Here is a 25210-nt window from a genome sequence, read left to right as displayed (position 1 = left end):
TGATATTTTCGTTCCTGATATTTTCACTCCTTGGCAGGGACAGGCAGGATGCCTGCCCCCGCTTATATCAAATCCGGTAGCATCGGTGTAATTAGATAGTTAATCTAGGAGTCAGGAGGACCGAGTCAGGAGTCAGGAGGGAAGAGAATGCGCGAAACATTTGCTCTTGGATGAAGATGAAAATTTTTTTTATACCGAACCCTAGCGGATTTGATATTACCACTTATATTCATCCCGCTCCTCAGCAATGCCAGTAAAAGTATTGAAAATAAATTAATACTTTCTTAATAGCAGTGTAGATGAGAGAGATAATATAATTGATAGCTCCTGATTTTCTCTAGTTCCAGTTTTGAATAATGTCAAATATTAAACTTGACAAACTACTCTGCTATCGTTACTATACTAAATGAAAATAAATCTCAACTGTTTACATAAATTAATGGATAAAAAATATGAAGATAGATCGGAATCTAATAATGTAGAGAGGAAGGAGAAAGCATGGGAATTTACATTTCTGGGAGACAGCAACTATATTGAGTTGAAAGAGGAAAACAACCATCACACTCTTAAAGAAACTTATCAACAAGTAGTAGAAACTAACTTTCCACTGACACAAGCAAAACGGGGCGATCGCTTACATATTATTACGATCAATGCTATAGATGAGATGGATAGTCGCTTGAAAAAAATGGGATTGGTAGTAGGAGTTGAGCTAGAGGTAATTAGTAACAACCCTAGTGGTTCGGTAATTGTGGCAGTAGGAGACCGCAATATTGGTTTGGGACTTAATCCTGCTAGCGATATTATTGTCTGTTCCAAAATCATTGATCAGCAATAAGTAGTAGAAAGGAAAATTCGGTCATATATTCAGTCTTTCTCGTTCCTCGGTCATTACCGAATAATTAAGATTTAAAGTCTCTCCTTTAAAGGAGAAACAAGCAAAAATTTTCCTTTGAGTCAATCCTATCCGTTCTCTAGGAGAGGTAATTGTTAATTATTAATTATTAATTATTAATTATTAATTATTGAGGATTTGCTGACGATACATTTACAGCAGTTTTCGAGTCTTGGAGGTACAAAGTTTTAGGACTTTAGGCAACAGGCAACATAATAACTTTACCTCACCATCCTAAAAAGTGCTGTAAGTCTGAGATTATATGCAGAATACAAGATAGTAATTACCACAATATCTACACAACATTTAAGTAATAACGTCAGAGGTAATCAAAATGAATGTAGCTGATTTGAAAACAGGGCAAATGGCAATAGTCGATCGAGTTTTAAATATTGGTCGCGATCAAGGAATTGTTGAGAGACTCGCAGCAATGGGAGTAGTTTCTGATAGACCAGTGCAAGTCTTGCGAGAGGGAACTTTTAGTGGGCCTTTGCACATTCGAGTTGGTTTAAGCACAGAAATAGCTATCCGGTCTCATGAAGCAGAAATGATCGTGATTAAAACAGATGGGGATGAGGAAACAAATTCATCAGAAGATTATGAGATGTTTCCCAAGTCTGTAATAAAGTTAACTAAACAAGTTAAAACTCTCTCATTACTGACATTAACTGCTATTGTTATAGTTGTTCTGGCTGAAATTTATCAACTTTTGAATCATGGAAATATCGATGGAGGCGATCAACAACAAACTACTGCTAATATTGTTTCTAATTCGACTTCACAATTAACGGAAAATGAAAAATTAGAGACGGTAGATACAACTTTATCTGCACCAAAAATAACCGGAAATTTGGATGCCGTAACTGATAAATCTGATGCCCTTGAAACGACAAATCAAGCAACTATTGAAAATACCATTAATCCGGTAGCAACAACAACTAATTCTGACATCGAAAACGTAGAATCAATAGGTAAAAGAATTACCGACAACAAAGAAATTGCTACATTACAACAAAAACTCTACACTAAGATCGATAAAAACTGGAAAAAACCAGTTAAACAAACAGCAATTTATCTAGTTAAGGTAGATAAAAATGGAGATATTATTTCTTACGAAGCTTTTAATCAAATAGCAAAAAACCATTTGAGCAGTACACCACTGCCGAATTTAGTTAAGCCTAATTCTACGAATAAAATAGAATGGACTGAGTTTGCTATTTTGCTCTATGCAGACGGTAGTCTAGAGATAGAGCCAAAGTAAGTAGTTCATCAATTGATAATGGATAATTACAAGAAGGTTAAAACCGTTACGGAATTGAATATAAGGAAATCAGATTTCTTCTCTTGGTCGATTGGATATGGCGAGGAGACCCGTTCTTGCAGACCCGCTCCGAAGATCGCCATCCCACCCTACGGGAAGCTCCGCTAACGACCGCTGTCTTGGTTGATTGGATATGGCGAGGGGACCTCGCCATCCCTCAACCGCTTTTTTCTCCTTAAAAGGAGAGACTTTAAACCTTTGGGGATTAATTATCAATTATCCATTGTCAATTATCCATTGTAATACCGTTTCACTGAATTCAGATCGGGGAGCAGTCGGATTATCGACGTACAGAAGTCAGAAGTCAGAAGTTAGATTTAATCGACTAAAAACTTTGATAAGAAAATAGTTTCGGGCAATTATTTTACATTTAAAGTTGGAAACTATTTGTGACATCCCTAAAGTGAATTGGTATAAGTATAATTAATATCATGTCCGGATAATTAGTGATAAAAAAACTTCTCCTTTTCCTCCTCTTTCTTCTTCTTTATTTCCTCCTGACTCCTGAGGACTCCGTCGTTTATTTATAACTGTTGAACTGGACATGATATAAATGTAAAATTTCATTGCGACTGGAACGGAGTGGAAGGTTTGCGGAGCATTCCGGAACGGAAAGCAATCTCAATTACTTCTGGAATTTCCAAATAGTTTCCATTTTACTAATTATTTATGTCTATCTACTTAATACTAAATCCGAGCAATAGGATATTTATTAGGAGGATAAAGCAGAAAGGTTAGAAAGTATAACTCATATCAAATCCGGTAGAATTTGTGTAATTAGATTCATAGTGTGGAGACCCACCCCTAACCACTCCCAGGAGGGGAATGTGGGGATATCGATAAAGATTTGGCAATGGCGCTCAGATGGAACATTTTTTTATACTGAATTAAGTGGATTTGATCTCAAAAGTACTTTTTAATAATCGGATTGAGTATAATTTAAGTAATTTAACTTTTTTATAGCAGTTCTATTTGGGTTTAGAAAAAAATCTCTTATAGTAAATAAAAATCAATGAGAGTTTTATACTTTGCAGTCTATTTTTGGATTGTTAATCCTGCATAAATTTCTATATTTTCATTTGTGCAGCATTCTATAGAAAAGAAAAGCAGAAGAGGAAAGTATTTAGGCTTGAGAGCTGACTTATAACTATAAGCATTCAGCTTTTAAATATTTGTCGAACGGTTTAATTTTCTGCTTTTTTTGCTTTATATAAGCCCTCGAAATATTTTGGAAAAATCTCCACAAAAACTTAAAGACTTCTAAAAATAATCCCTAATTTTCATAATTTATGTTTATAATAAAGCCATAAAAATATATCGCTAACTTTAAGATAAATAATAGGTAAGATAATGACTTGTCATACCGCTACAACTACAACAACAATCTCAAAATCTAAAGCAACAAAAAGAGTTGCTTTAATTGGGATGCCAAATACTGGAAAATCAACATTTTTTAATCGGATTACTGGAGTTTCTGCTCATGTGGGAAACTGGCCTGGAGTAACAGTCGATCTTTTGCAAGCTAACGTCAAAATAAATGGTGAAACTACTGAATTTGTAGATCTACCAGGAATTTATAACTTTAACGGTTTTTCCGAAGACGAAAAAGTTGTTCAAACATTCTTAGAAAATTATGCCATTGACTTAGTATTAGTTATTATTAATGCTGCACAAATTGACCGTCAAATTAGACTGCCATTACAGATAAAAGCCTTGGGTTTACCAGCAGTTTTGATGCTGAATATGTCAGATGAAGCAAAACAATATGGAATTAAAATAGATACAGAAGAATTATCAAAACGATTAGAAATGCCAGTGTTTCTAATTAGTGCTAAATATGGCAAAGGCTATATGAATGCATATATGGCAATTTCTGAAGAGTTAAAAAATGTAGAAAATTCCGTCAAATTAAATAATCTCACATCTTGGATAGAAGCACAGGAAGATATTTCTCTGAGTGATATAGATACAGTCTTAAATGGTGCTGTACTTATGCCTTCCCAAATGGCACAAAACTTCACAGCTCAAGTTGACAAAATACTCCTTCATCCTGTGTGGGGTTTACCCTTATTTTTCCTCGGAATGTTTCTAGTTTTTTGGGCAGTTTGGAACATCGGACTTCCCTCAATAGACCTGCTCGAAATAGTTGTTGAATGGGTACAGTCATCAATTGTTGAACCTCTAGCTCAACTTTTTCCAGAGATAGTTCAAGACTTTCTTATTAATGGAGTTTGGGCAGGGGTAACTACTGTTGCTTCTTTTGTGCCATTAATTATCGTATTTTTTATTATTATGGCAGTGCTAGAAGATAGTGGTTATCTATCACGTTCTGCCTATTTAATAGATGCCTTTATGGCAAAATTAGGTTTAGATGGACGTAGTTTTGTACTTCATATAATGGGGTTTGGTTGTAATGTACCAGCATTAATGGGAACTAGGGTAATGCGATCGCCTGCTTTGCGACTATTAACCATGTTAATCATTCCTTTTGGTTTATGTTCGGCACGACTGCAAGTATTTGTATTTATTATTGCTGCAGTATTTCCTAATGGTAATGGAGCGATAGTTTTATTCTCTCTATATATCCTCAGTTTTTTAGTAGCTATTATCACCGCAGCATTATTTCAAGGGGTATATAAAAATGAAGAACCTTTCATTCTAGAACTACCTCCTTATCGTTTACCTACATTAAAACAAGTTTTACTGAGAAGTTGGGGAGAAGTCAGAGAATTTTTAGTCAGAGCATCAGGCTTTATTACTGTTGGTTGTATTGCAGTTTGGGTACTTACAAGTTTACCACCAGGTGCAACAGGATTAGATACAATTGGCGGTAAAATTGGTCAATTTATGAGTCCAATCATGGACCCAATTGGGATTAATCCTTATTTAACATTATCCCTATTTTTTGGCTTTATTGCTAAAGAAATAGTAATTGGTTCTTTAGCTGTTATTTACAGTATGAGCGAACAGAATGTTAGTAGTAATATTGCTGAGACAGTTACTTTTATTCAAGGATACAGTTTCTGTATTTTTTGTTTGCTTTATACCCCATGTTTATCTACTTTAGCAACTATAGTTAAAGAAGCAAAATCATGGAAATTTTCTTTACTTTCTTTAGTATTTCCATTAGTTTTAGCTTGGGTTTCTAGTTTTATTTTCTATCAAGGAGCTTTGGCTTTAGGCTTCTGAAATAAATGTTAGGTGAAAATTAGTTTATATAGCAATCCTAAATGATTTGTGAGATTTTTATAATAGTTAAGATTGAGGAAAAACCTTGAAAATTCTGACTCGGTCCTCCTGACTCCTAACTACCACAAAAATATTACTATTGAAATAGGATTGCTATAGCTCTATCTTACACTTTTTGGTAAATGCTATATACAGCAGTTTCCTACTTTGTGCAGTACATATATTTATTTTTAGGGAATAGGGATTAGGGAGTGGGGAACAGGCAAAAAATATTCACTCTTAAGCTGTACCAAATTAATCACCGAATCTGCTGTAAGTTGTGGGAGTAAGTTAAAAACCTACTCCTACTTTTGCTTTTGTATAATACCTAATACCAAATTGATAAATGTTTGTTATACCAAATTCACGCAAAGGCAGTTACATCTTAATTTGTGATTTCTTCTTAAAAGAAAAAATTATAAATTCCATAAATTCTAAAATTTCCACCTTTTTTCCTCTTTAATATTTATGTTTTTCTTTCTCTGTTCCCAGCTCCGGTGTTCCCAGTTAAGTGTGTCCTCACGCTTTGCAATATTTTATGAAATTGGTATTACAAATAGCTAGGCTATTTTTTAGGAGTCAACGGAATTCAAAAGTCATGTATTCAAAAGTTAAAAGTTGAGACTAAGGTATAGCACTACGCACAATTTAAAACTCAAAACTCAAAAGTAATCCCTGACTGAGTTTGGGCATTTATAAATGTCCTAACCTTTGCTTCGACTGCTATAAGCATTCAGCCGTCAGCTATTATATCAAATCCGCTTAAACAGTTATAGATTGGTTAAGTCTTTAAGAGTCAGCTAGGGGAACCATCAGATTGGCGACGTACAGGAGGAGAGAGAATCACAAAGATGAGCGTATTTATGACGATTAGAGAATTTTTTTATGTCCAATTCCCCCGGATTTGATATTAGTCATAGCGCGATTAATTTATTGTCAGCCAGAAGTGGAATTAGTATTGATAGTATTGAGGGAGAATTAAAAGTATAAATAAAATAGATAAAAAGCTCAATTCCTAATCTTAGCAGTTATTGCCGTCATACCTGAGAGCTGACCAACGAGCTAGTTGTTAACTCCGCATTCCGCAGGAAATGCTTACAAACTAAGATTGTATGAATTGAAAACTTTATTTAAGTAAATTGGTATCAACAATTAAATCTTTCTCTCTAAGTAGAATGTAAATCCCTTGTTGATTCGCAAGGGGCAAATTTTGTTTTTTGTAGTTCTATGTTACATTTAGTATTAAAGCTTGAAATTATATTTTAGATATAATATAGTATTAAGATCTTGGAGAAGATAATAACAATCAATTAATAAAAAGTAATGATAATGAATTTATCGGATTTAAAAACAGGGCAAATAGCAATAGTCGATCGAATTATCAGCAGTGACGATACAAGAAGAATTGTTCAGAGACTAAAAGAAAAGGGAGTAGTTTCTAATAAACCAGTGCAAGTCTTGCGGGAAGCCAAATTTTCTAGTCCGTTGCATATTAGAGTTGGTTCAAGCCAAGAAATAAATATCCAACCTGAGGAAGCCGAAATGATAATTGTGAAAACAGATATTTCAGCTAAAGATATGAACCCTGACAGTACAACAGAATTAACCGAACAAGTTAAAACAGCATCATTAGTTTCATTAACTACTATTATTCTAGTTGTTATTTCTGGGTTTTATCGCATCCTGATTACTAGAGATATTTATCAACAAAATGAAGCCAAAGTTGTAACTAATGTTGTTTACAACTCAAGTTCAACAAAGACAAAAAATCAAAGATTAGAGACAGTAGATAAAAGTCAAGTTCAACCAACAATGGTCGGAAGTATTGAGACAGTAAATAAGAAATCTGAATTTCCAGAGAAGGCTGGGAAAAAAAATAATCAAAATACCAACAACCATGTAAAAGCAACAACTAATTCTCCACCCCAAAATATAGAGCCAATAGCTAAAAAGATTACCAACAAAACAGAGTTATTAGAATTAAAACAAAAACTATACAATACTATTGATAAAACCTGGAAAACCCCGATAAATATAACTTCAATATACCTAGTTAAAGTAGATAAAAATGGGGCGATCGCTGCTTACGAACCGTTTAATCAAATAGCAACAGATAATCTGGAAAAAACATCTATACCCAGTCTAGTTAATTCTGACGCTACTACTCAAAAAGAATTACTCAAAACAGAGTGGGCTGAGTTTACAGTTTTATTTTATGATAATGGTATTTTAGAGGTACAATCACAGTAATTTAACTTCCCTACTGTAGTTTCGCTGAACGTTTCATGTCTCACAACTTTTTGTAGGAAAAGAGAAGGTATTTTGGCGTTGCTCAAATGTAATGGTAAGTAGCTGAAGGTAAAATTGAAAAACTTATGTTTTGCATTGATACTTAATCTAAAAATTATTACCGTTCAGCAACACCAAAAATCGAATATGGACATAAAATTAGACTATTTGTATGATTAGAAACAGTAGTTCTAATAACAGCTTAATAACTTATTGACGCTCTCACCGTTAAATCAAAAATTATAACGGGAGATTCTTGTCTCCCAGATTCGTAAGCTTGGTAACAAATCAAATAAATTGAGCTGTACCCCCGTCAGATCATCTCCACAAGCTTTCTTGCTCCGTCTTTACGCTGAGGAAATCTCAGCGCAGGCGGTGCACTTTTCTCTAATCATGCTGGATTAATTTGCAAGCGCTCAATTAACTTACTACTTTGAAATTCATAAGGTGCTGTCTGCGTGGGTTCCCCGCGCAATTTATACGCCCCGTCTCACCGTTAAATCAGCGCGATTATAACGGGAGTCCTCTTTCAAGATTTTTGATAGAATTACTTAACTATATTGCATAATTATCTAAAATAATAAATATGGATCAGTCAAAATGTATAGGCAAAGTCTATCTAGTAGGGGCAGGACCGGGAGACCCGGGACTACTGACACTCAAAGGCAAAGTGCTATTAGAACAAGCAGACGTCGTTATCTATGATGCTCTTGTCAGCTGTCCTATCCTTGCAATGATTAACCCCAATGCAGAAAAAATCAATGCAGGCAAACGTCGCGGTCGCCATTCCCTACCACAAACACAAACAACTCAACTGCTAATTCAAAAAGCTCAAACTCATGCAGTGGTAGTACGTTTGAAAGGAGGCGATCCCTTTGTTTTTGGTCGTGGTGGAGAAGAGATGGAAGACTTAATTCAAGCAGGAATACCTGTAGAAGTTGTTCCCGGTGTCACCTCTGGTATTTCTGCACCTGCTTATGCAGGTATTCCCCTTACCCACAGAAATTATAGTTCCTCAGTTACCTTTGTCACAGGTCACGAAGCAACAGGTAAATATCGAGCAAATGTAAACTGGCAAGCGATCGCCCAGGGTTCAGAAACCATCGTAATTTATATGGGAGTTCATAACTTACATAATATTATCGCAGAACTTATGGTCGCCGGATGTTCCCCAGAAAAACCCATTGCTTTAATTCAGTGGGGAACTCGTCTCGAGCAAAAAGAATTAATTGCTACTCTCGAAACTATTGTAGAACAAATTGAAGCAACTGGGTTTCAAGCACCAGCTATTGCAGTTATTGGTGATGTAGTTAATTTACATCAAATATTAGGTAGTTATCAGCATTATATCATGTGAGGAGTCATTTCAGTTATCAGTTATCAGTTATCAGTTATCAGTTATCAGTTATCAGTACCTCTCTCTGACTAAAGTCAAAAGAATTAAGATTAATATCATACACGCGCTTTACCAACGCCTAAGATTTCTACAGGACTTACGCAAATTCTTAGACAATACGCTATCCGTAGAGGGCGAATGCCATTCGCCCCTACTAGATATAGCGGTTCTGCGTAAGTCCTGTTCTATTTAGGGCTTGCTGATTAAATCTAAAAGTATTTACAGATAAAGGTTTTAGCCTTTTTTGGGTCGAAAAAAGTACCTGGTTTTCAGCTCTTCACGCTCAAAAAGGAGCGTATTTTAGGCGCATAGTTGGGCAGAAAAATCATTCTTACAATTCTTACTCCTACTCCTACTTCCTCGCTCATTCCCATTTCTCCTGTCTCCTGTCTCCTGTCTCCTGTCTCCTGTCTCCTACCCTCACCCATAAGACTTTATTCAGCAAACCCTATTTATTTTAACGAAAGAAGTCAAATACCTAATGAATAAATCTTCACTTTCACTCCCGAAAAATCATCTAGTAGCACTCATTCTTGCTGGTGGTAAAAGTTCTCGTATGGGTAAAGATAAAGCCTTAATTCCTTGGCAAAATATACCTATGCTAAAAAGAGTTTATCAAGTAGCTAGTGAATTTACAGAAAAAGTTTATATTATTACTCCTTGGTCAGAAAAATATCAGCATATTTTACCTACAGAATGTGAATGGTTAACAGAGATTAGAACTGAAGGACCTTTAGTTGCTTTTAATCAAGGATTAGCTCAAATTAATAGTGATTGGATTTTACTATTAGGATGTGATTTACCTCTGTTGAACTTAGATATTATTCAAACTTGGGCAACTCACTTAAACCAACTTTCCCCTGAAATTTTAGCTTTAGTTCCGAAAAAATCTCAAGGGTGGGAGCCATTATGTGGTTTCTATCGGCAACAGATAAAAGTTGAATTACAAAAATATATTGACCAAGGCGATCGCTCCTTTCAAAGATTACTGACTCGAATACCAGTTCAACCATTATCTATTGATACTGATATAGAAAAAATGTTATTTAATTGTAATACTCCCTCAGATTTGCAGTAGTTTTAACCTGATGAAATAGAGAGTTTGATAATTTTGATTTTAGGTAACTAGGAGGTAAGGAAGGAGATAATATCAAATCCGGTAGCATCGGTGTAATTAGGGTTTGCTTATGGAAGTCTTTTAGTAGAGGTAGGAGACAGGAGACAGGAGACAGTATAAATGGGAATTTACGGGAGGTAGGAGCTAAGTTTTGTCCCTTAATTTTTCTGCCCAAATCTTGACCAAAATCCGCTCCTAATTGAACAATTACCACTTAAAAACTCGAACTTTTTGATACTTAAAAAGGCACTTACCTTTATCTATAAAGACTTTTAGATTTAATCAGCAAGCCCTAATTAGATGGTGAGTAGGGAGTAGGGGAGTAGGGGAGTTAGGGAGATAGGGAGATGGGGAGATGGGGAGATCGAGAAATATTTGGTAATGGTTGAAGATAGAACATTTTTTTATACCGAATTAAACGGATTTGATATAAGCTATGAAAAACAGTAAAATTTTTAAGAATTTACATAACTCAATAATTCCTGTTTCAAAGCTATTATTACTTTTTCATATTCACTATCAAGCTCTAAGACCAAATCCATTCCCTCAGTTATTAATTCAGAACCAGGTAAATTTGCTAATTTATCACATAAAATAGGAATATTTATTGCTCCAATGTTAGAACTATAAACACCCAAAAGTTGAGTATACTGTTTCAATTTTTTTGTTGAATTAATAGCAATTGCATTTAAAATTTGTTCCATATAATGAGCGACATTTTTTAAATAATCCTCAATCATTTTAGCGATAACATCATTTGCATTTGTGCCTGATGATTGGCGAATAGAATCTAAAACTGTTAAATCTAAAACTGAGTGCTGAATATGATTAATAGAATTACTGAAAGTATCAGCGGAAATATTTTCAGTGACAGAAGTTACTTCAGAAGTCTCAACTGAGTGATTAATAGAATTACTGAAAGTATCAGCGGAAATATTTTCAGTGACAGAAGTTACTTCAGAAGTCTCAACTGAATTACTGAAAGTATTAGCAGAAATATCTTCAGTGACAGAAGTTACTTCAGCAGTTGGCAAATCAATATTATTACGAGATTTAAAATTAATTAAATATCGCTTAAATTCTTCGTACTCATTTTCGAGTGTAGGAAAAATTTCTGCTGCTCCTATGGTAGTATCTGCTCGTCCCAAATTTTCCAACTGATGACATATATTTCCCATAGTAACTGCTCCCAGATTACCACTACTATCCTGTTTTCATTTTCTATCTTTGTGATGGATTATCGCCGACTCAGAGTTACACCGCTGTTCCCTAAAATCAAAAACTTTTGTACCTTATCTATTTAAGATGCAGAAATGCTACATAGATTGGTAGCGCACTCCTGTGAGGCAAAAGTGGGGAAAACATTGCCTAGTCTAAGATTGATCATCAGCATAAGTCCTAACCGCTCTGGCTATTGCTGTAATTAGCGTTTGCTGAAAAAGTCTTATGGGTGAGAGTAGGAAGACCGAGTCAGGAGGACTGAGTCAGGAGAAATGGGAATTACAGAGGGTGTAGTTGGAAGAATTATCCCTTAATTTTTCTGCCCTTATCTGTACAAAATGTTAACTTTTTAAGCTTTCTTGACCGAAAAGCTGGCACTTTTTTTTCAACCTAATAAGGCTGCAACCTTTATATGTCAATGCTTTGATAGTTAATTAGCAAGCCCTACTTAATAAATTTTTGGACTTATAGCACTACGCAATTGAAGAAGGAGACAGGAGACAGGAGACAGGAGACAGGAGGAAAATTACATGGGGATTCTCACCCCAAGTAATTTTGAACACCGTGTAGACGGTGGGGTATTAAACCCACAAAGAAAATGATAAGTTAGGACATTTCCTCTACTGCCTACTGCCTACTGCCTACTGCCTTTTCTTGTCCTAACCAAAACGTACTGCTATACCTGGAAAACCACCCTTGGCCAGAGAGAAAACCGAACTAGAGAAATAGCCTACACTAATAACTACAGTAAACAAAATAGCAATTCATTTTCTATGCCTCTATTAAGCGAAAGAACCTTAGAAGTTGGACAACAATTAGAAGGCTTTGAGGTAAAAGCCATTACCCCCCTCAAGCAACAGCAGATGGTGGCATATCAACTGGAGCATCTGAAAACTGGTGCCAAATTGCTACACCTCTACTCAGAAGATGCGGAAAATCTGTTTTCCATTAGTTTTCCTACTCCTCCGCCAAATAGTACAGGAATACCCCACATTCTAGAACATTCTGTTTTAGCAGGTTCAGAAAAATATCCTGTACGGGAACCATTTTTTGAAATGCTAAAAATGAGTCCGGCAACTTTCATCAATGCTATGACTGGACCTGACTGTACTTATTATCCAGTCTCCAGCAAAGTCAAACAAGACTTATTCAACCTGGCAGAAGTATACTTTGATGCAGTATTTCATCCTCTGCTGACTGAAAACACATTCAAACGGGAAGGCCACCATCTAGCTCCTGCCGACCCAGAAAATCCTCAAGGCGAGCTAAAATTTACTGGAGTAGTCTATAATGAGATGAGTGGTGTCTTTTCAGACCCCGAACAAAGGTTAGATAGTATTGCCAACCGGATTCTATTTCCTGACAACATTTATGGCCTTGAATACGGAGGCGACCCGAAAAATATTCCCGAACTAACTTACGAAGATTTCCGGGAGTTTCACGCCAACTATTATCATCCTAGCAATGCTTACTTTGTATTCTATGGGAATATTGCCACTCCAGAATATCTAAAATTTTTGGCTGAAAAGTTAGATGTTTTTGAACAACGGAAACCCAACATCAACATTACTCCTCAGTCTCAATGGAGCGAACCCCGTTTCCAAGAAGATTCTTATCCTATTAGTGCAGCAGACTCGGCAGAAGAGAAAACTTATATTATGCTCAAATGGTTGGTGGGAGATAGCACCAACTCTGATGAATGGGTTGCCTTGGATATTCTCAGTCGAATACTTTTGGGAAATGAAGGGGCACCATTAAAAAAGGCGATCGTTGAGTCTCAAATAGGTCAAGACTTACTACGGTCTGGAGTAGACTCTGTAGGTAAAGAAACTACTTTTCATATCGGTATTCAAGGTAGCGAACCAGACCGTGGTGAAGCATTCAGTCAGTTAGTTATTAATACTCTCACAGAACTTGCAGAGACCGAACTTGAACCTAATCTTGTGGAAGCAGCTTTCCAACAAGCAGCATACCAACATCAAGAAATTGCCAGTATGTATCCTTTGCGGATGTTGTTCCGGGTGATGCAAACTTGGATTTATGGTAACGACCCGTTAACGTTTTTGCAGATCGGCGATCGCCTCGTTGAATGCAAACAACGTTATCTTGAAAACCCTAGTTATTTCAACAACCTCATCCGCGAAAAGTTACTCAACAACCCCCACCGTTTAACTTTAATATTGAAGCCAGACCAAGAATGGCAATCTACTTATGACCAAGAAATAGCAGCACAAGTGGAAGAGGTACGTTCTCAACTGACTCCAGAAGAGCTAGAGCATATAGCTAACGAAGCAGAAGCACTAGAAGTAGAGTCAGGAACTCCCAACGATCCAGAAGCAGTAGCGAAACTACCTCAACTACAGGTAAGCGACTTACCGCCAAAACCAGATGATATTCCTACTGATGTCGAACAGATTGATGGTGGAGTGACACTATTACGCAACCATGTGTTAGCAAATGGGGTAAACTATTTACAACTAGATTTTAGTCTGCGGGGGTTGCCTGAAGATTTGTGGTTGTATGTACCTACTTATATAGATGCTTTGCGGAAGTTGGGTGCTGGGGATATGGATTACGAACATATTGCCCGACGCATTGCTTCTTATACAGGGGGAATTAATTTTAGAACTCAGTTGCGGACTCATGCTCAAGACCCTTATCGTCCTATACATGGATTTCGTGTTACTCTGAAAACCCTTGACGAACAACTAGAGCAAGCATTAGATTTATTGCGAGATTTGATTTTTGCAGTCAACCCTCGCGATACAGCTAGACTACGAGATGTTGTTAATCAGTCTCTGGCTCAATGTAGTTCTGATTTGGTTTACAATGGTATCTACACAGCCATGTTGCGAGCTAGTGCTGGCATGACAGCAGAAGCTAAAATTAGCCAAGTTATTAACGGTTTGCCTCAATTAGAGTTGCTGAATAAAGTATGCGATCGCTTTGATGAGCATGGGGCAAATTTGATGGCTAAAGTCGAAACTATCCGCGATTATGTTGCGAATCAACCTTTAACTGCTAGTTTCACTGGTTCCGACAATGGTTATGAGGTGGTGAAGAACACCCTATCAGAGTGGAGTCAGCAGCAACAGCAACAACCAGGAGAGAATTTTGCTAATCGCTTCGATCCTATTTACAATCTACGGGAAGGTTTGGCAGGCCCAGTACAGGTAGCTTATTGCGTTCAGACTATGCCTGCTCCTCACTTCAGCCATCCAAAATCTCCATTGTTAGCATTGGGCGCTCATTTGTTAGGTTTGGGTTATCTATTCAGTGAAATTCGTTTGAAGGGTAATGCTTACGGTGCTGGATGCTCTTACAGTGGGTTAGGAAAGGTTATTTCTTTGTATTCTTACCGAGACCCTCATGTGAGTCGCACTCTTGAGGTGTTTACTGGTTTGATAGATTATATCAAGGATTTAGATTGGACTCAGACTGATGTTGACCGAGCTATTATTGCTACCATTCAGGATGATTCTCCAGTGTTACGCCCAGAGATGGCAACAAGTTTAGCCTTAGAGCGTTATTTGATAGGGCAAACTACTGAAGTACGAGAGGAACGTTATCAGCGATCGCTTAATGCTACGGTAGCGGATGTGAAGCAAACTTTGTTAGATGTGTTTAGTTCAGGAATGGAACACAGTAACATTTGTGTGATGTCTTCTCGCGCCAAATTAGAAGAAGCAAACGATCAAATGGAAGGAAACACGTTGGAAATTTCTGACATTATGTGATTTGAGAATGATTAGATAAAATTAGTTGATTAGTTAATCACTTAATGGCTAATAGCTAATAGCTGAATAGGTTATTAGTTGTTAGCCATTAGCTGACAATTATATCATATTCGGTAGAAAAGTTATAATTAGGCTCGTAGTTGGGCTTTAGCCCTAAGACAAGTATTTATAGCAGAAGGAAGGACCGAAGTTGGAAAAATCTTACGTTGTCTGAGTTTTAGGCTTTTGAACTGTCCGCGCCCTTTCCTTCGACTGGTATAGAACCCCTAACCGTATCTTCGCGGTGCGTAAAAAATTTTGAGCTACTCCTTGGTCTTTATGTAGAAGCAATAAAGGAAAAATACTCGCTACACACCCCCAGCACCCCATCTTCACAAGGGTAGGTAATGCAGCTTAGGGTCAGACGATACCTTGTGCTTCCCACACCTCCCACACTTCCCACACCTCCCACACCTCCCTATATTTTTTAAATAGAACCCATTTGGGATCTATAAGTTATATTGAGGGGTTGCAAATTAATCCAGCATCAGTTATAGTAATTAATGGCCGTGGGGCACACGGTTAAATAAAAAGCTTGTGGAGATGGTCTGACGGGGGTACAACTCAACTTGTTTGATTTGTTACCTAGTTAAGAATCTGCGAAGCAAGAATCTCCCATTATAATCTTTTGATTTAACGGTGAGAGTGTCAATTGATGCAATAATATTTCGGCACTATGAGCAATAATACTATCCCGTTATGCCCGAAATTCCCCAATTTCCTGAAGCTCTTGCTGAAGCTCTCAATAACTTTCCAGAGCTAGATTTAGACCTACCAGACCCAGAAGATGAAAATATTCCAGACTCAGACTTTGAAAAAGTAGTAGACACAGCATGGAAAGTTTGCGATCGCTTCGACCTCCAGACAGAAATCTGGCGGGGGCGCATCTTAAGAATCATCAGAGACCGAGAAAAAAAAGGAGGCGATGGGCGAGGCAGCGGATTTCTAAATTGGCTCAAGGAAAGAGAAATCAGCAAGAGTCAAGCTTATGCCCTGATAGAATTGGCCAATAGTGCTGATACTTTAATTGCAGAAGGACATTTAGACCCAGACTCCATTAATAATTTTAGTAAACGGGCCTTTGTAGAAACAGCAAAATCAGTTCCAGAAGTCCAAGAAATGGTGACAGATGCAGCAAAAAAAGGCGATCGAATCACCAGGCGAGAAGTCAAACAACTAGCAGATGAATGGATGGCCATTAGCTCAGATTTACTTCCCAGCGAAATAAAAGAAAAGGCCACATCTGGTTCCATGCCACCACGTTATTTAGCTCCCCTAGTGCGAGAAATGGAAAAATTACCAGAATCTCATGTGAGCGCAATTCAAGAGGAGATCGTCCAAATTCCAGAATTAGATACCGTCAAGCAATTGACCTCAGATGCTCGTAACCTTTCTAAATATCTTGATGCAGCAGCAAAAGTTCAAGCATTGAATGAATCACCATTAGACATGGAAATGGTTCTAGAAGAAGCTTTGAGATTAGAATGTCTGAATGTAGTCGCCGATCTAGTCAAACAGTCTGGTCAACTAGAAGCAACAACTGCTAAACTTTACAGCACCTGGAAACGAGTAGGTAATTTATCAGAACGGTTATTTGTTGATACTGGTGCTAGTACACCTCATTTACGACACTTGTTAGGGTGTTTAGACAAACTATCTAATAATGTAATTGAAATCCGTCTAAGTGAAGTCAATGACCAAATTATTCGCCTACAAATACTCTCTGATGGAGATTGAAGAAAAAGTCAGGATACAGCAATTCTGGAAACAGAATTAATGGGATGGAGATTGCCGATATCAGTCACATTAATTAGGGTTTGCTGAAAAATTTCGATGAATAGACATCTCCAAAAATAAAAAATCAAATCAATTATCGTATAGAAATTATCAATTCTTTCTTCCTATTCCCTATTCCCTCTTTTCTGAAGATGTCTAATGAGGTGAGGAGTCAGGAAGACCTCCTCAGGAGTCATATCAAATCCGGTAGCATTGGTGTAATTAGATTCATAGTGTGGGGAGATCAAGAAAGATTTGGCAATGGCGCTGTGATGGAACATTTTTTTATACCGAACCCGAGCGGATTTGATATAATTAACGACAATGGGACGTTGGATTCAACGTCCCTAAAGCTTCTCCAGAAGCAATACTGATAATAGGTTACTTAACTTTCCGGCGTTGCTAATTTGAGGTATAGCGCTGTGCGCAGGCAACAGGCAACAGGCAACAGGCAACAGGGAGAATAAAAATCTGTTTGCGCAGCATCTCCGTTGGAATAATATAAGACTTTTAGCTATTGGACACCTCTTGTAATTTGTAAATATGCCAGCGCACATTGCTATATGATATCATTCAGGATAAGAGGGCGAGCAAAAAACTTTCTCCTTATACTCGGGGTTTGTTATTCTTTCTTCCCTCCTGACTCCTAACTTCCCCTCCCCTCCTGGGAGGGGTTAGGGGTGGGTTTACTCCTAAGTAATTAGGATTAATATCATACACCTGCTTCAGCAACGCCAACTTTCCGATCCCTAGATTAATTCTGGCGTATTCTCATCAAAATCATCAAAACCATCATCATCATCACTATCATCATCATCATCTATTAAGTCATCTTCTAGGTCGCCAGGAAAATCAGACTCAAAATTATCGGAGACAAAATCTGAGTCATCTAAAACTGACTCACTATTGTTTAAAATCTGAGGAAAATCAGGCATACGATCGTCTATCAATTGATTTTGATCTTGAGATATGCCTTGAGAATCTGCAAAATTATTATTCACAGGTGATAAATTCAGACCACTTTCTAATTCTAATGAACGTGCTGTTTGATCGTCTAACACTACACTTTGTAAATTATCTTCCTCAATCAGATCCACATCCTCATCCCAACTTTGTTCCAAACGACTAATCTCTGCACTCAGAGCATCTTCATAAGCATTAAAACCAGTACCTGCTGGAATCAACCGCCCAATAATCACATTTTCCTTCAATCCCCTTAACCAATCAGACTTACCTTCAATTGCCGCCTCCGTTAAGACCCTTGTAGTCTCTTGGAAACTAGCTGCCGAAATAAAGCTATCTGTATTCAAGGATGCTTTTGTAATCCCTAACAACATTGGCGTATACTGAGCTGTTGCTCCACCAGTAATAGACATAGCCTCATTCACCTGTTCCACTTGTCGTAATTCTATCAACTCTCCAGGCAACATAGTAGTATCACCACCATCATCAATCCTCACCTTAGCAGTCATCTGACGCACAATTACTTCAATATGTTTATCAGAAATATCTATACCCTGAGATTGATAAACCGCCTGCACTTGGTCTACCAAAAACTGCTGACAAGCCTCAAAACTCCTCAAACAAGCCTCATAAATGCTTTCATGGTCGCGGTAATAGTTGAAGAAAATCTCCAGAATTTCATGGGGGTTTCGGGGTCCATCTGTGAGTGATTCACCCACATTTACATTTTGTCCATCAGAAGCAATCACATTCTGCCCAGGACCGATCGGATAATCTGTAATTGTTCCGTCAGGCGAAACCACACTAACCTCCACATTATCCTCATTAACCTTAACCTGAGCTTGACCAGGATACTTCACTAAAATACAAGACTCTTTTGGTTTGCGAGCCTCCAAAAGTTCCTCAATTCGAGGTAAACCCTGAATAATATCCCCAGTCTTAGCACGCTCAAATACCAACAGTACTAAATTATCTCCTCGTTGTACCAAATCTCCATCCATGGTCAGCAGTATCGCCCCTGCAGAAACACGATAAGGTCGGCCTTGACGTAAGATAACTTGATAACCTTCTTCACCATTATCTGCAACTGTTTTCTGAATTTTAGAAACCAGACCTGAGTGTTCAATAAATACTCCAGGAGCAATTTCCGTACCAGCAACTAATAAATCCCCTTGAGCTACAGATGGCAAAGTATTAACTGGTATTTTAATTAAGTCAGCATCTCTGACGATCAAAATACGACGAATAGCTTCCGAACCTTCTTTAATACCCCGTACCTCACCAGCTTCCTTAGATAAAATTTCTGTGCGAGCAACCACTGCTCCAGCTTCAATTACATCCCTATCTTTAACCAAAAGTTCAGTACTTGTACTACCATGAGTTGTATCTGCCGTTACATCGCGACGAATTACTAAAGATTCTAGAATCACCAACTGCAAACGCATTACTCCCTCTTCCTTTGGATCTGGTGATAACTCAATATCAGCAGCTAATTGAGGAGCTTCTTCTCCAATCTCTAATACTAACTGGGTTCGCAGTAATTCTACACCTTCTACAGATTTAACTCGTTCCCCATCTTTAAAAGGAATGCGTTGTACTGCTCTTAACTCAATGGAAGAATTAATTGATTTTTGAGAAGGAACACCAGGGTCATCAGGCACATTAAATTCCGTCACAGGTCGTAATAATAATCCAGGGTTTTCTGGAGTTTCTACATATTCAATATACTTTAACTCAGAGACTATTAATCCTGGCACCACTTCCTTTCCTGGCATTGCAATCTGACCATTGATTAGAGTCAAATCCCCTAAATCTGTTTCATAATCTCCACTATGTAGTTCACCTGGTTTAATTACCACTTCCCTGAGAATATCATTTTTTTGGTGTACTTCTACAACTCCATTAGACAGACAGAAAATATCCTTAACTATTTCTGTACCCGCTTCTACATATTGACCATCTTCTACCAATAGCAAAGATATATCTTTATTGACTTCGTGGCATTCTTCAGGAATCCATAGTAGTGTACCACCTTTTGTCACCTCGTAGCCTTGTTTAGCTTTACCACGTTTAAGAACTTCTACTCCGGCATATTTAATGATGCCACCTGTAGTAGTTTTATAATTTTCTTCTAAAAGTTCAGCAATAACTTCGTGGTTGGCAACCTTACTGCCAGGAGTAACTTTCAAAGCAAATCGTTGATGATTTTGGGCTTCAATGATATACTGGTCTCGGTTAGCAATGGTTTCCATCCTAACTTTTGCCTGGTCTAGTCGCACACTTGCAGTGATGACTTCAATCTCACGAGGTAGATTATTTTGTGCTTTCGTATGCACTGGCAGTTCGGTAGGAACGTTAGTCGTAGTCACTGATCCTTCAGACTCATCCGTTGTTGCCTGTGGAGTTCCTGCACTCAACATATTTTGAGTTTTTTCCGTAGAAGGAATTCGTACCACACCGCCATGCTCTGTCACCAACTTAGTCACAGCAATTACACTATTAACATTAATTGTAGTAGCATTTTTGATTACTGCTTCTGCACCTGGTGGCAGATTATAAACTTCTCCTGATAATATCCATATCAGACCTCCTCTTTGAGCAATGCGCGTTGTTGTTCCTTGTCTATCTACCTTTTCTTCCTGCACCAACTTAGCAAATAGAACCTCCCCTGCTAAATCTGAGGCTACTTCTTTTGTAACTTTCTCCGTTGTTTTTCTGACCTGACCTGCCTTTGGTACTTCTGCTAAAATGTCTCCTGCTAACACTTGTTGGTTATTTTGCACCATCAAAATAGAACCTTGAGCAATGAATATACTTTCTTGACCGCCATTAGTTCCTACTATTGTCAGGTCAAAATTATTTTCTGCAATCATTGCTTCATCCCCATGACGAGTCCGGAATGACCTGGTACGCACAGTTGATGGATACTTGACAATACCTGCAAAAGGAGATGTGAACTGACGTGCTACTTCCCCTGTAAATACACCACCAGTATGGAATGTCCGCATTGTTAATTGAGTACCTGGTTCGCCGATAGACTGAGCAGCAATAATCCCAATAGCTTCTCCCATATCTACTATATGACCATGAGCTAAACTCCACCCATAGCACTGTTGACAGACAGAACGAGGTGATTCACAAGTCAACGGCGATCGCACAAATACTTTTTCTACACCTGCTTTACCTATTGCTTTAGCTAAGTCTTCTGTAAATACTTGATTTCTTACTGCTTGAATACCACCACTACTAATAATTTCTCCTGTTTCTGGATGTTTAACATCTTCTCCTGCAACTCTACCCAATAACCTGTCTTGTACGGGAATTAACACGCGTTCACCATCTTTCATGCTTGTCACCGTTACTCCCCGCTTTGTGCCACAGTCTGCTTCCCGAACTATTACATCCTGAGAAACATCAACTAAACGACGAGTCAAATAACCGGAGTCCGCAGTCCTCAATGCTGTATCAACCAAACCTTTGCGCGCACCATAGGAAGAGATAATATATTCTGTTACAGTTAAACCTTCCCGGAAATTAGTCTTAATTGGCAAGTCAATAATTTCCCCTTGTGGATCTGCCATCAGACCACGCATTCCCACTAACTGACGCACCTGAGAAATATTACCCCGCGCTCCAGAAAATGCCATCATATAAACTGAATTCAGAGGGTCTGTTGCCTTAAAGTTACGGACTACCTCATCCTTAAGATTTTCACTGGTAACATTCCAGGTATCAATTACTTTTTGAAACCGTTCTACTTCAGTAATTTTTCCTTTAGTATAGCGGTCAGTTGTATCACGAATTTCTTCCTCTGCTGCATCTAAAAGTTGTCGTTTAGAAGCAGGTATTCGTAAGTCATCAACACTAATAGAAACTCCTGCTTTTGTGGCATAACGAAATCCTAAATCTTTCAGTTTATCTGCCATGTGTGCAGTTCTGGCTGTACCATAATTATTAAAAGACCAAGAAATTAGCTTTTTCAGTTGACCTTTATTAACAACTCTATTCCGAAAAATCATGTTATTCTCTACCTTTGTTTATTAGTTTACTAATTTTATTTACAGCAGTTTTCGAGTTGATGAGGTACAAAGTTTTATTGTTCTAGGGAACAGGGAACAGGGAACAGGAAATATCAGAATAGTTTTACCGAATAATTAATAATTAATAATTAAATAATTCTGGTTTAAACCCTCTCCTTTTAAGGGGAAAAAAAGTGCTAGGATATTTCCTTATATTCAATCAATAACGGTTAAAACCCGAGGTAATTATCAATTATCAATTATCCATTATCCATTAATGAAAACTGTACCTCACGCTTCCTCAAAAGTGCTGTAGATCAAAAACTGTTCTTCAAGGAAATAGAAAAGAGTAAGTAGTTTTGTTTTCTGCTTCCTTACCTTTTCCTTCTGTTAGCGATCAACAGCGGTGTCAGCTCAGTTTGCTAATTTGCGACCTGGTTTGTGGCACTTTCCACCTCTGTCGCTGACGTGGTGAGTTAGTGCGGTCTTTCAGGTTTCCCTGAGTGGAGCAACTAATACCGTTTCACGGAAGTCACAAGTCAAAACTCAGAAGTCAAAAGTGAAAGTTTATAGACTTAAAGTAATGGTTATACACTAATTTCAGCTTATTCTTTCACATCATCAGTTGCCAACTATGGCGTTACTGATTTGAGGTACGATATCTTTCCGGATAAGAAGGCAAGCAAAAGACTTTCTCCTTCTACTCGGGGTTTCTTTTTCTTTCTTCCCTCCTGACTCCTGAGGACTGACTCCTGACTCCTTACAAAACACTTTGAATTGTTTGATTGAGAATTATACGACCAGGTGTTGTCACCACAAACTGTGTCGCTGCTTCTCCATTTATTTCCCGCACCTGGCGAGATTTAATATGAACCTGTTTAATTTTTCCCTGTGGAGTATAATGAACCCGATACAAGTGATAACGCTTCACTACCTCTCCATTTTCTAGAGTTTTCTCTGACTTCAACTCTCCCAAAGTATCAGGTAATATTTTGCTATCCAATGGCATCCAATAACTTTTAACCGCCACTTCTTCTGATATCTGTTGGATATCGGGAGGCATTTCTTCTGGTTTATCTGTTTCGACCGTAACATCACTAGGCAACCTCAAATACACATAAGTATGTAACCCTAACTTAGACTGTTCATAAGCTAAAACTACATCGTTAAAGTTAGCAAAATATAGTTCTTTTCCACCTTGCTCCCTATGGTTTTCTGCCGTCAGATAATAACAACCTAATACCATATCTTGAGAAGGCGTAATAATTGGACGACCAGTCGCTGGAGACAGAATATTATTCGATGACAACATCAATAATCTTGCCTCTGCTTGCGACTCTAGAGAAAGTGGCACATGAACCGCCATTTGGTCACCATCAAAGTCAGCATTAAATGCCGGACAAACTAAAGGATGTAACTGAATTGCACGACCATCTACTAAAATAGGTTCAAAAGCTTGAATACCTAATCTGTGTAAAGTTGGTGCCCGGTTCAACATCACTGGATGACCTTCTATGACTTCCTCCAGCACATCCCAAACATTCGGGTCTCCCCTTTGAATCAGTTTTTTGGCAGCTTTAATATTATTAACTAATCCCTGACGAATCAACCGATGAATTACAAATGGTTGAAACAATTCTATTGCCATTTCTCGTGGTAAACCACACTGATTAATTGCCAATTTCGGTCCGACAACAATTACCGATCGCCCTGAATAATCAACCCGTTTACCCAACAAGTTTTGCCGGAAACGACCTTGTTTTCCTTCGATAATATCACTCAAAGATTTCAGAGGTCTGTTATTTGCACCTACCACAGTACGACCACGACGACCATTATCAATCAAAGCATCAACTGCCTCTTGCAACATTCGTTTTTCATTACGAATAATAATCTCTGGTGCCAAGATTTCTTGCAGTCTTGCCAAACGATTATTTCGATTAATAACCCGTCGATATAAATCATTCAAATCGCTAGTTGCAAAACGACCACCATCCAACTGTACCATTGGACGTAAATCCGGTGGAATGACTGGAATTGCATCTAAAACCATCCATTCTGGTCTTGAACCCGTAGCGACAAAATTATCAATTACTCGCAAACGTTTGATTAATTTGGCGCGTTTTTGCCCCTTAGAATTAGCAATTTCTTCCCTTAGTTTTTCTGCTTCCTCCTCTAGAGCAAGATTTTGTAATAAGACTTGTAAAGCTTCAGCACCAATGCCAACTTCCACCCCAACTATTGTTGAATCTTCGCTATAAATTTGATCTTCAATTTCTAGCCAAACATCCTCTGTTAACAGTTGCTTATAACTTAAACTTTCGTGATTTCCTGGGTCTAGTACCACATAAGCATTGAAGTAAACAATTTGTTCTACATCTCGCAATGGCATATCTAACAAAATTGCCATATAACTCGGAATACCCTTGAGATACCAAACATGAGTAACTGGTGCTGCTAATTTTATATATCCCATACGGTGACGGCGCACCCGTGACTCAGTTACTTCTACTCCACATCTTTCACAAACAATACCTCTATGTCGGACTCGCTTATACTTTCCACAATGACATTCCCAATCTTTCGCCGGGCCAAAGATGCGTTCGCAAAACAATCCATCCATCTCTGGTTTGAGAGTCCGGTAATTAATAGTTTCTGGCTTAGTAACTTCTCCGACGACTGTACCATTTGGTAAAGTTCTTTCTCCCCAGAGACGAATTCTTTCTGGAGAAGCTAGACCAATTTTGACATAATCAAATCTTTGTTCAAGTTTTGGCATTTTTACAATAAAGAGTTAAGACTACAAAATTAACAGGCATTGCACATTCAGCGAATGATTTTGGATTAGGGAACTGAGGAATTGTTATACCGTTTCACTAAAGTCACCAAGTCAAAAATCAGAAGTCAGAAGTGATATTAATGGAACTTAAAACCTCAACTATACAGTAATTTCAGGTTATTATTTTACTTCATCAGTTACCAACTATTTGTGATATTTTTTAAGTGAATTGGTATTAGTAATGATTAATATTCGGTTTTTTTGAGTCACACTCCAAACCGCTCAACTAAACTTACTAAAAAGTCTGAAAGTATAGTCATTCGTAGTGGTTCAAGCACTACAGGGTTAAACGGCAAACCCTTTATTCCCCAAAAACATCGGGAATTACTTTTCTAATTATATTAAATGCTCCATTCACATCAGCATTTAA

General features: G+C 37.7%; 13 protein-coding genes. 8 read left to right on the top strand and 5 right to left on the bottom strand.

The genetic code is table 11. From position 1 onward, the window contains the following. Positions 1 to 439: 439 nt before the first annotated feature. From F6K06_RS13115 to cobA, 5 genes are all read left to right on the top strand, one after another. On the top strand, positions 440 to 838 hold the full coding sequence (locus F6K06_RS13115) for a FeoA family protein (RefSeq protein WP_161564653.1): 399 nt from the start codon (positions 440 to 442) through the stop codon (positions 836 to 838). A 391-nt stretch (positions 839 to 1229) separates the two neighbouring features. Then, positions 1230 to 2156, top strand: a complete 927-nt coding sequence (locus tag F6K06_RS13110) for a FeoA family protein (RefSeq protein WP_124146480.1) — start codon at positions 1230 to 1232, stop codon at positions 2154 to 2156. A gap of 1410 nt (positions 2157 to 3566) precedes the next feature. After that, positions 3567 to 5405, top strand: coding sequence for a ferrous iron transport protein B (gene feoB / locus F6K06_RS13105; protein ID WP_287241562.1), 1839 nt, complete (start codon positions 3567 to 3569; stop codon positions 5403 to 5405). 1368 nt (positions 5406 to 6773) lie between these two features. Then, on the top strand, positions 6774 to 7694 hold the full coding sequence (locus F6K06_RS13100; RefSeq protein WP_287241564.1) for a FeoA family protein: 921 nt from the start codon (positions 6774 to 6776) through the stop codon (positions 7692 to 7694). Between the two features lie 625 nt (positions 7695 to 8319). Next, on the top strand, positions 8320 to 9090 hold the full coding sequence (gene cobA, locus F6K06_RS13095; protein WP_124155633.1) for a uroporphyrinogen-III C-methyltransferase: 771 nt from the start codon (positions 8320 to 8322) through the stop codon (positions 9088 to 9090). 308 nt (positions 9091 to 9398) lie between these two features. Here the strand turns inward: cobA and F6K06_RS13090 are convergent, their stop codons facing one another. Beyond that, positions 9399 to 9557 carry a hypothetical protein gene (locus F6K06_RS13090; RefSeq protein ID WP_287241567.1) on the bottom strand — a complete coding sequence of 53 codons (159 nt, stop codon included), beginning with the start codon at positions 9555 to 9557 and terminating at the stop codon, positions 9399 to 9401. Positions 9558 to 9610: 53 nt separating this feature from the next. Here F6K06_RS13090 and F6K06_RS13085 point away from each other — a divergent pair, with 53 nt between their 5' ends. Then, a complete protein-coding gene (locus F6K06_RS13085; protein WP_124146941.1) occupies positions 9611 to 10207 on the top strand; it encodes a molybdenum cofactor guanylyltransferase in 597 nt (198 codons plus the stop codon). A gap of 494 nt (positions 10208 to 10701) precedes the next feature. Here the strand turns inward: F6K06_RS13085 and F6K06_RS13080 are convergent, their stop codons facing one another. Continuing rightward, complete coding sequence (locus F6K06_RS13080) at positions 10702 to 11424, bottom strand: hypothetical protein (RefSeq protein ID WP_287308965.1); 723 nt, start codon at positions 11422 to 11424, stop codon at positions 10702 to 10704. Positions 11425 to 12240: 816 nt separating this feature from the next. On the opposite strand from F6K06_RS13080, the gene F6K06_RS13075 reads away from it, so the two are divergent. Together F6K06_RS13075 and F6K06_RS13070 are read left to right on the top strand one after the other, a co-directional pair. Next, positions 12241 to 15204, top strand: coding sequence for an insulinase family protein (locus tag F6K06_RS13075; RefSeq protein ID WP_124155331.1), 2964 nt, complete (start codon positions 12241 to 12243; stop codon positions 15202 to 15204). Positions 15205 to 15942: 738 nt separating this feature from the next. After that, positions 15943 to 16980, top strand: a complete 1038-nt coding sequence (locus tag F6K06_RS13070; protein ID WP_124144734.1) for a hypothetical protein — start codon at positions 15943 to 15945, stop codon at positions 16978 to 16980. Positions 16981 to 17625: 645 nt separating this feature from the next. Here F6K06_RS13070 and F6K06_RS13065 read toward each other — a convergent pair. From F6K06_RS13065 to F6K06_RS13055, 3 genes are all read right to left on the bottom strand, one after another. Further along, positions 17626 to 17751, bottom strand: coding sequence for a hypothetical protein (locus F6K06_RS13065; protein WP_287308963.1), 126 nt, complete (start codon positions 17749 to 17751; stop codon positions 17626 to 17628). Between the two features lie 17 nt (positions 17752 to 17768). Beyond that, positions 17769 to 22001: a DNA-directed RNA polymerase subunit beta' gene (locus F6K06_RS13060; RefSeq protein WP_124155330.1), complete on the bottom strand. Its 4233-nt coding sequence runs from the start codon at positions 21999 to 22001 to the stop codon at positions 17769 to 17771. 760 nt (positions 22002 to 22761) lie between these two features. Continuing rightward, positions 22762 to 24780: a DNA-directed RNA polymerase subunit gamma gene (locus F6K06_RS13055; RefSeq protein WP_287241574.1), complete on the bottom strand. Its 2019-nt coding sequence runs from the start codon at positions 24778 to 24780 to the stop codon at positions 22762 to 22764. Between the last annotated feature and the right edge of the window lie 430 nt (positions 24781 to 25210).

This window comes from Okeania sp. SIO1H4 (genome assembly GCF_010672695.1).
Taxonomy (GTDB): domain Bacteria; phylum Cyanobacteriota; class Cyanobacteriia; order Cyanobacteriales; family Microcoleaceae; genus Okeania; species Okeania hirsuta.
This window is presented reverse-complemented; position numbering and strand designations above follow the sequence as displayed.

Excerpts from the sequence above, each read along its gene's own strand:
- F6K06_RS13115 (WP_161564653.1), top strand. The coding sequence starts at position 440 with ATGGATAAAAAATATGAAGATAGATCGGAATCTAATAATGTAGAGAGG.
- F6K06_RS13110 (WP_124146480.1), top strand. The coding sequence starts at position 1,230 with ATGAATGTAGCTGATTTGAAAACAGGGCAAATGGCAATAGTCGATCGA.
- feoB (WP_287241562.1), top strand. The coding sequence starts at position 3,567 with ATGACTTGTCATACCGCTACAACTACAACAACAATCTCAAAATCTAAA.
- F6K06_RS13100 (WP_287241564.1), top strand. The coding sequence starts at position 6,774 with ATGAATTTATCGGATTTAAAAACAGGGCAAATAGCAATAGTCGATCGA.
- cobA (WP_124155633.1), top strand. The coding sequence starts at position 8,320 with ATGGATCAGTCAAAATGTATAGGCAAAGTCTATCTAGTAGGGGCAGGA.
- F6K06_RS13090 (WP_287241567.1), bottom strand. The coding sequence starts at position 9,557 with ATGGGTGAGGGTAGGAGACAGGAGACAGGAGACAGGAGACAGGAGACA.
- F6K06_RS13085 (WP_124146941.1), top strand. The coding sequence starts at position 9,611 with ATGAATAAATCTTCACTTTCACTCCCGAAAAATCATCTAGTAGCACTC.
- F6K06_RS13080 (WP_287308965.1), bottom strand. The coding sequence starts at position 11,424 with ATGGGAAATATATGTCATCAGTTGGAAAATTTGGGACGAGCAGATACT.
- F6K06_RS13075 (WP_124155331.1), top strand. The coding sequence starts at position 12,241 with ATGCCTCTATTAAGCGAAAGAACCTTAGAAGTTGGACAACAATTAGAA.
- F6K06_RS13070 (WP_124144734.1), top strand. The coding sequence starts at position 15,943 with ATGCCCGAAATTCCCCAATTTCCTGAAGCTCTTGCTGAAGCTCTCAAT.
- F6K06_RS13060 (WP_124155330.1), bottom strand. The coding sequence starts at position 22,001 with ATGATTTTTCGGAATAGAGTTGTTAATAAAGGTCAACTGAAAAAGCTA.
- F6K06_RS13055 (WP_287241574.1), bottom strand. The coding sequence starts at position 24,780 with ATGCCAAAACTTGAACAAAGATTTGATTATGTCAAAATTGGTCTAGCT.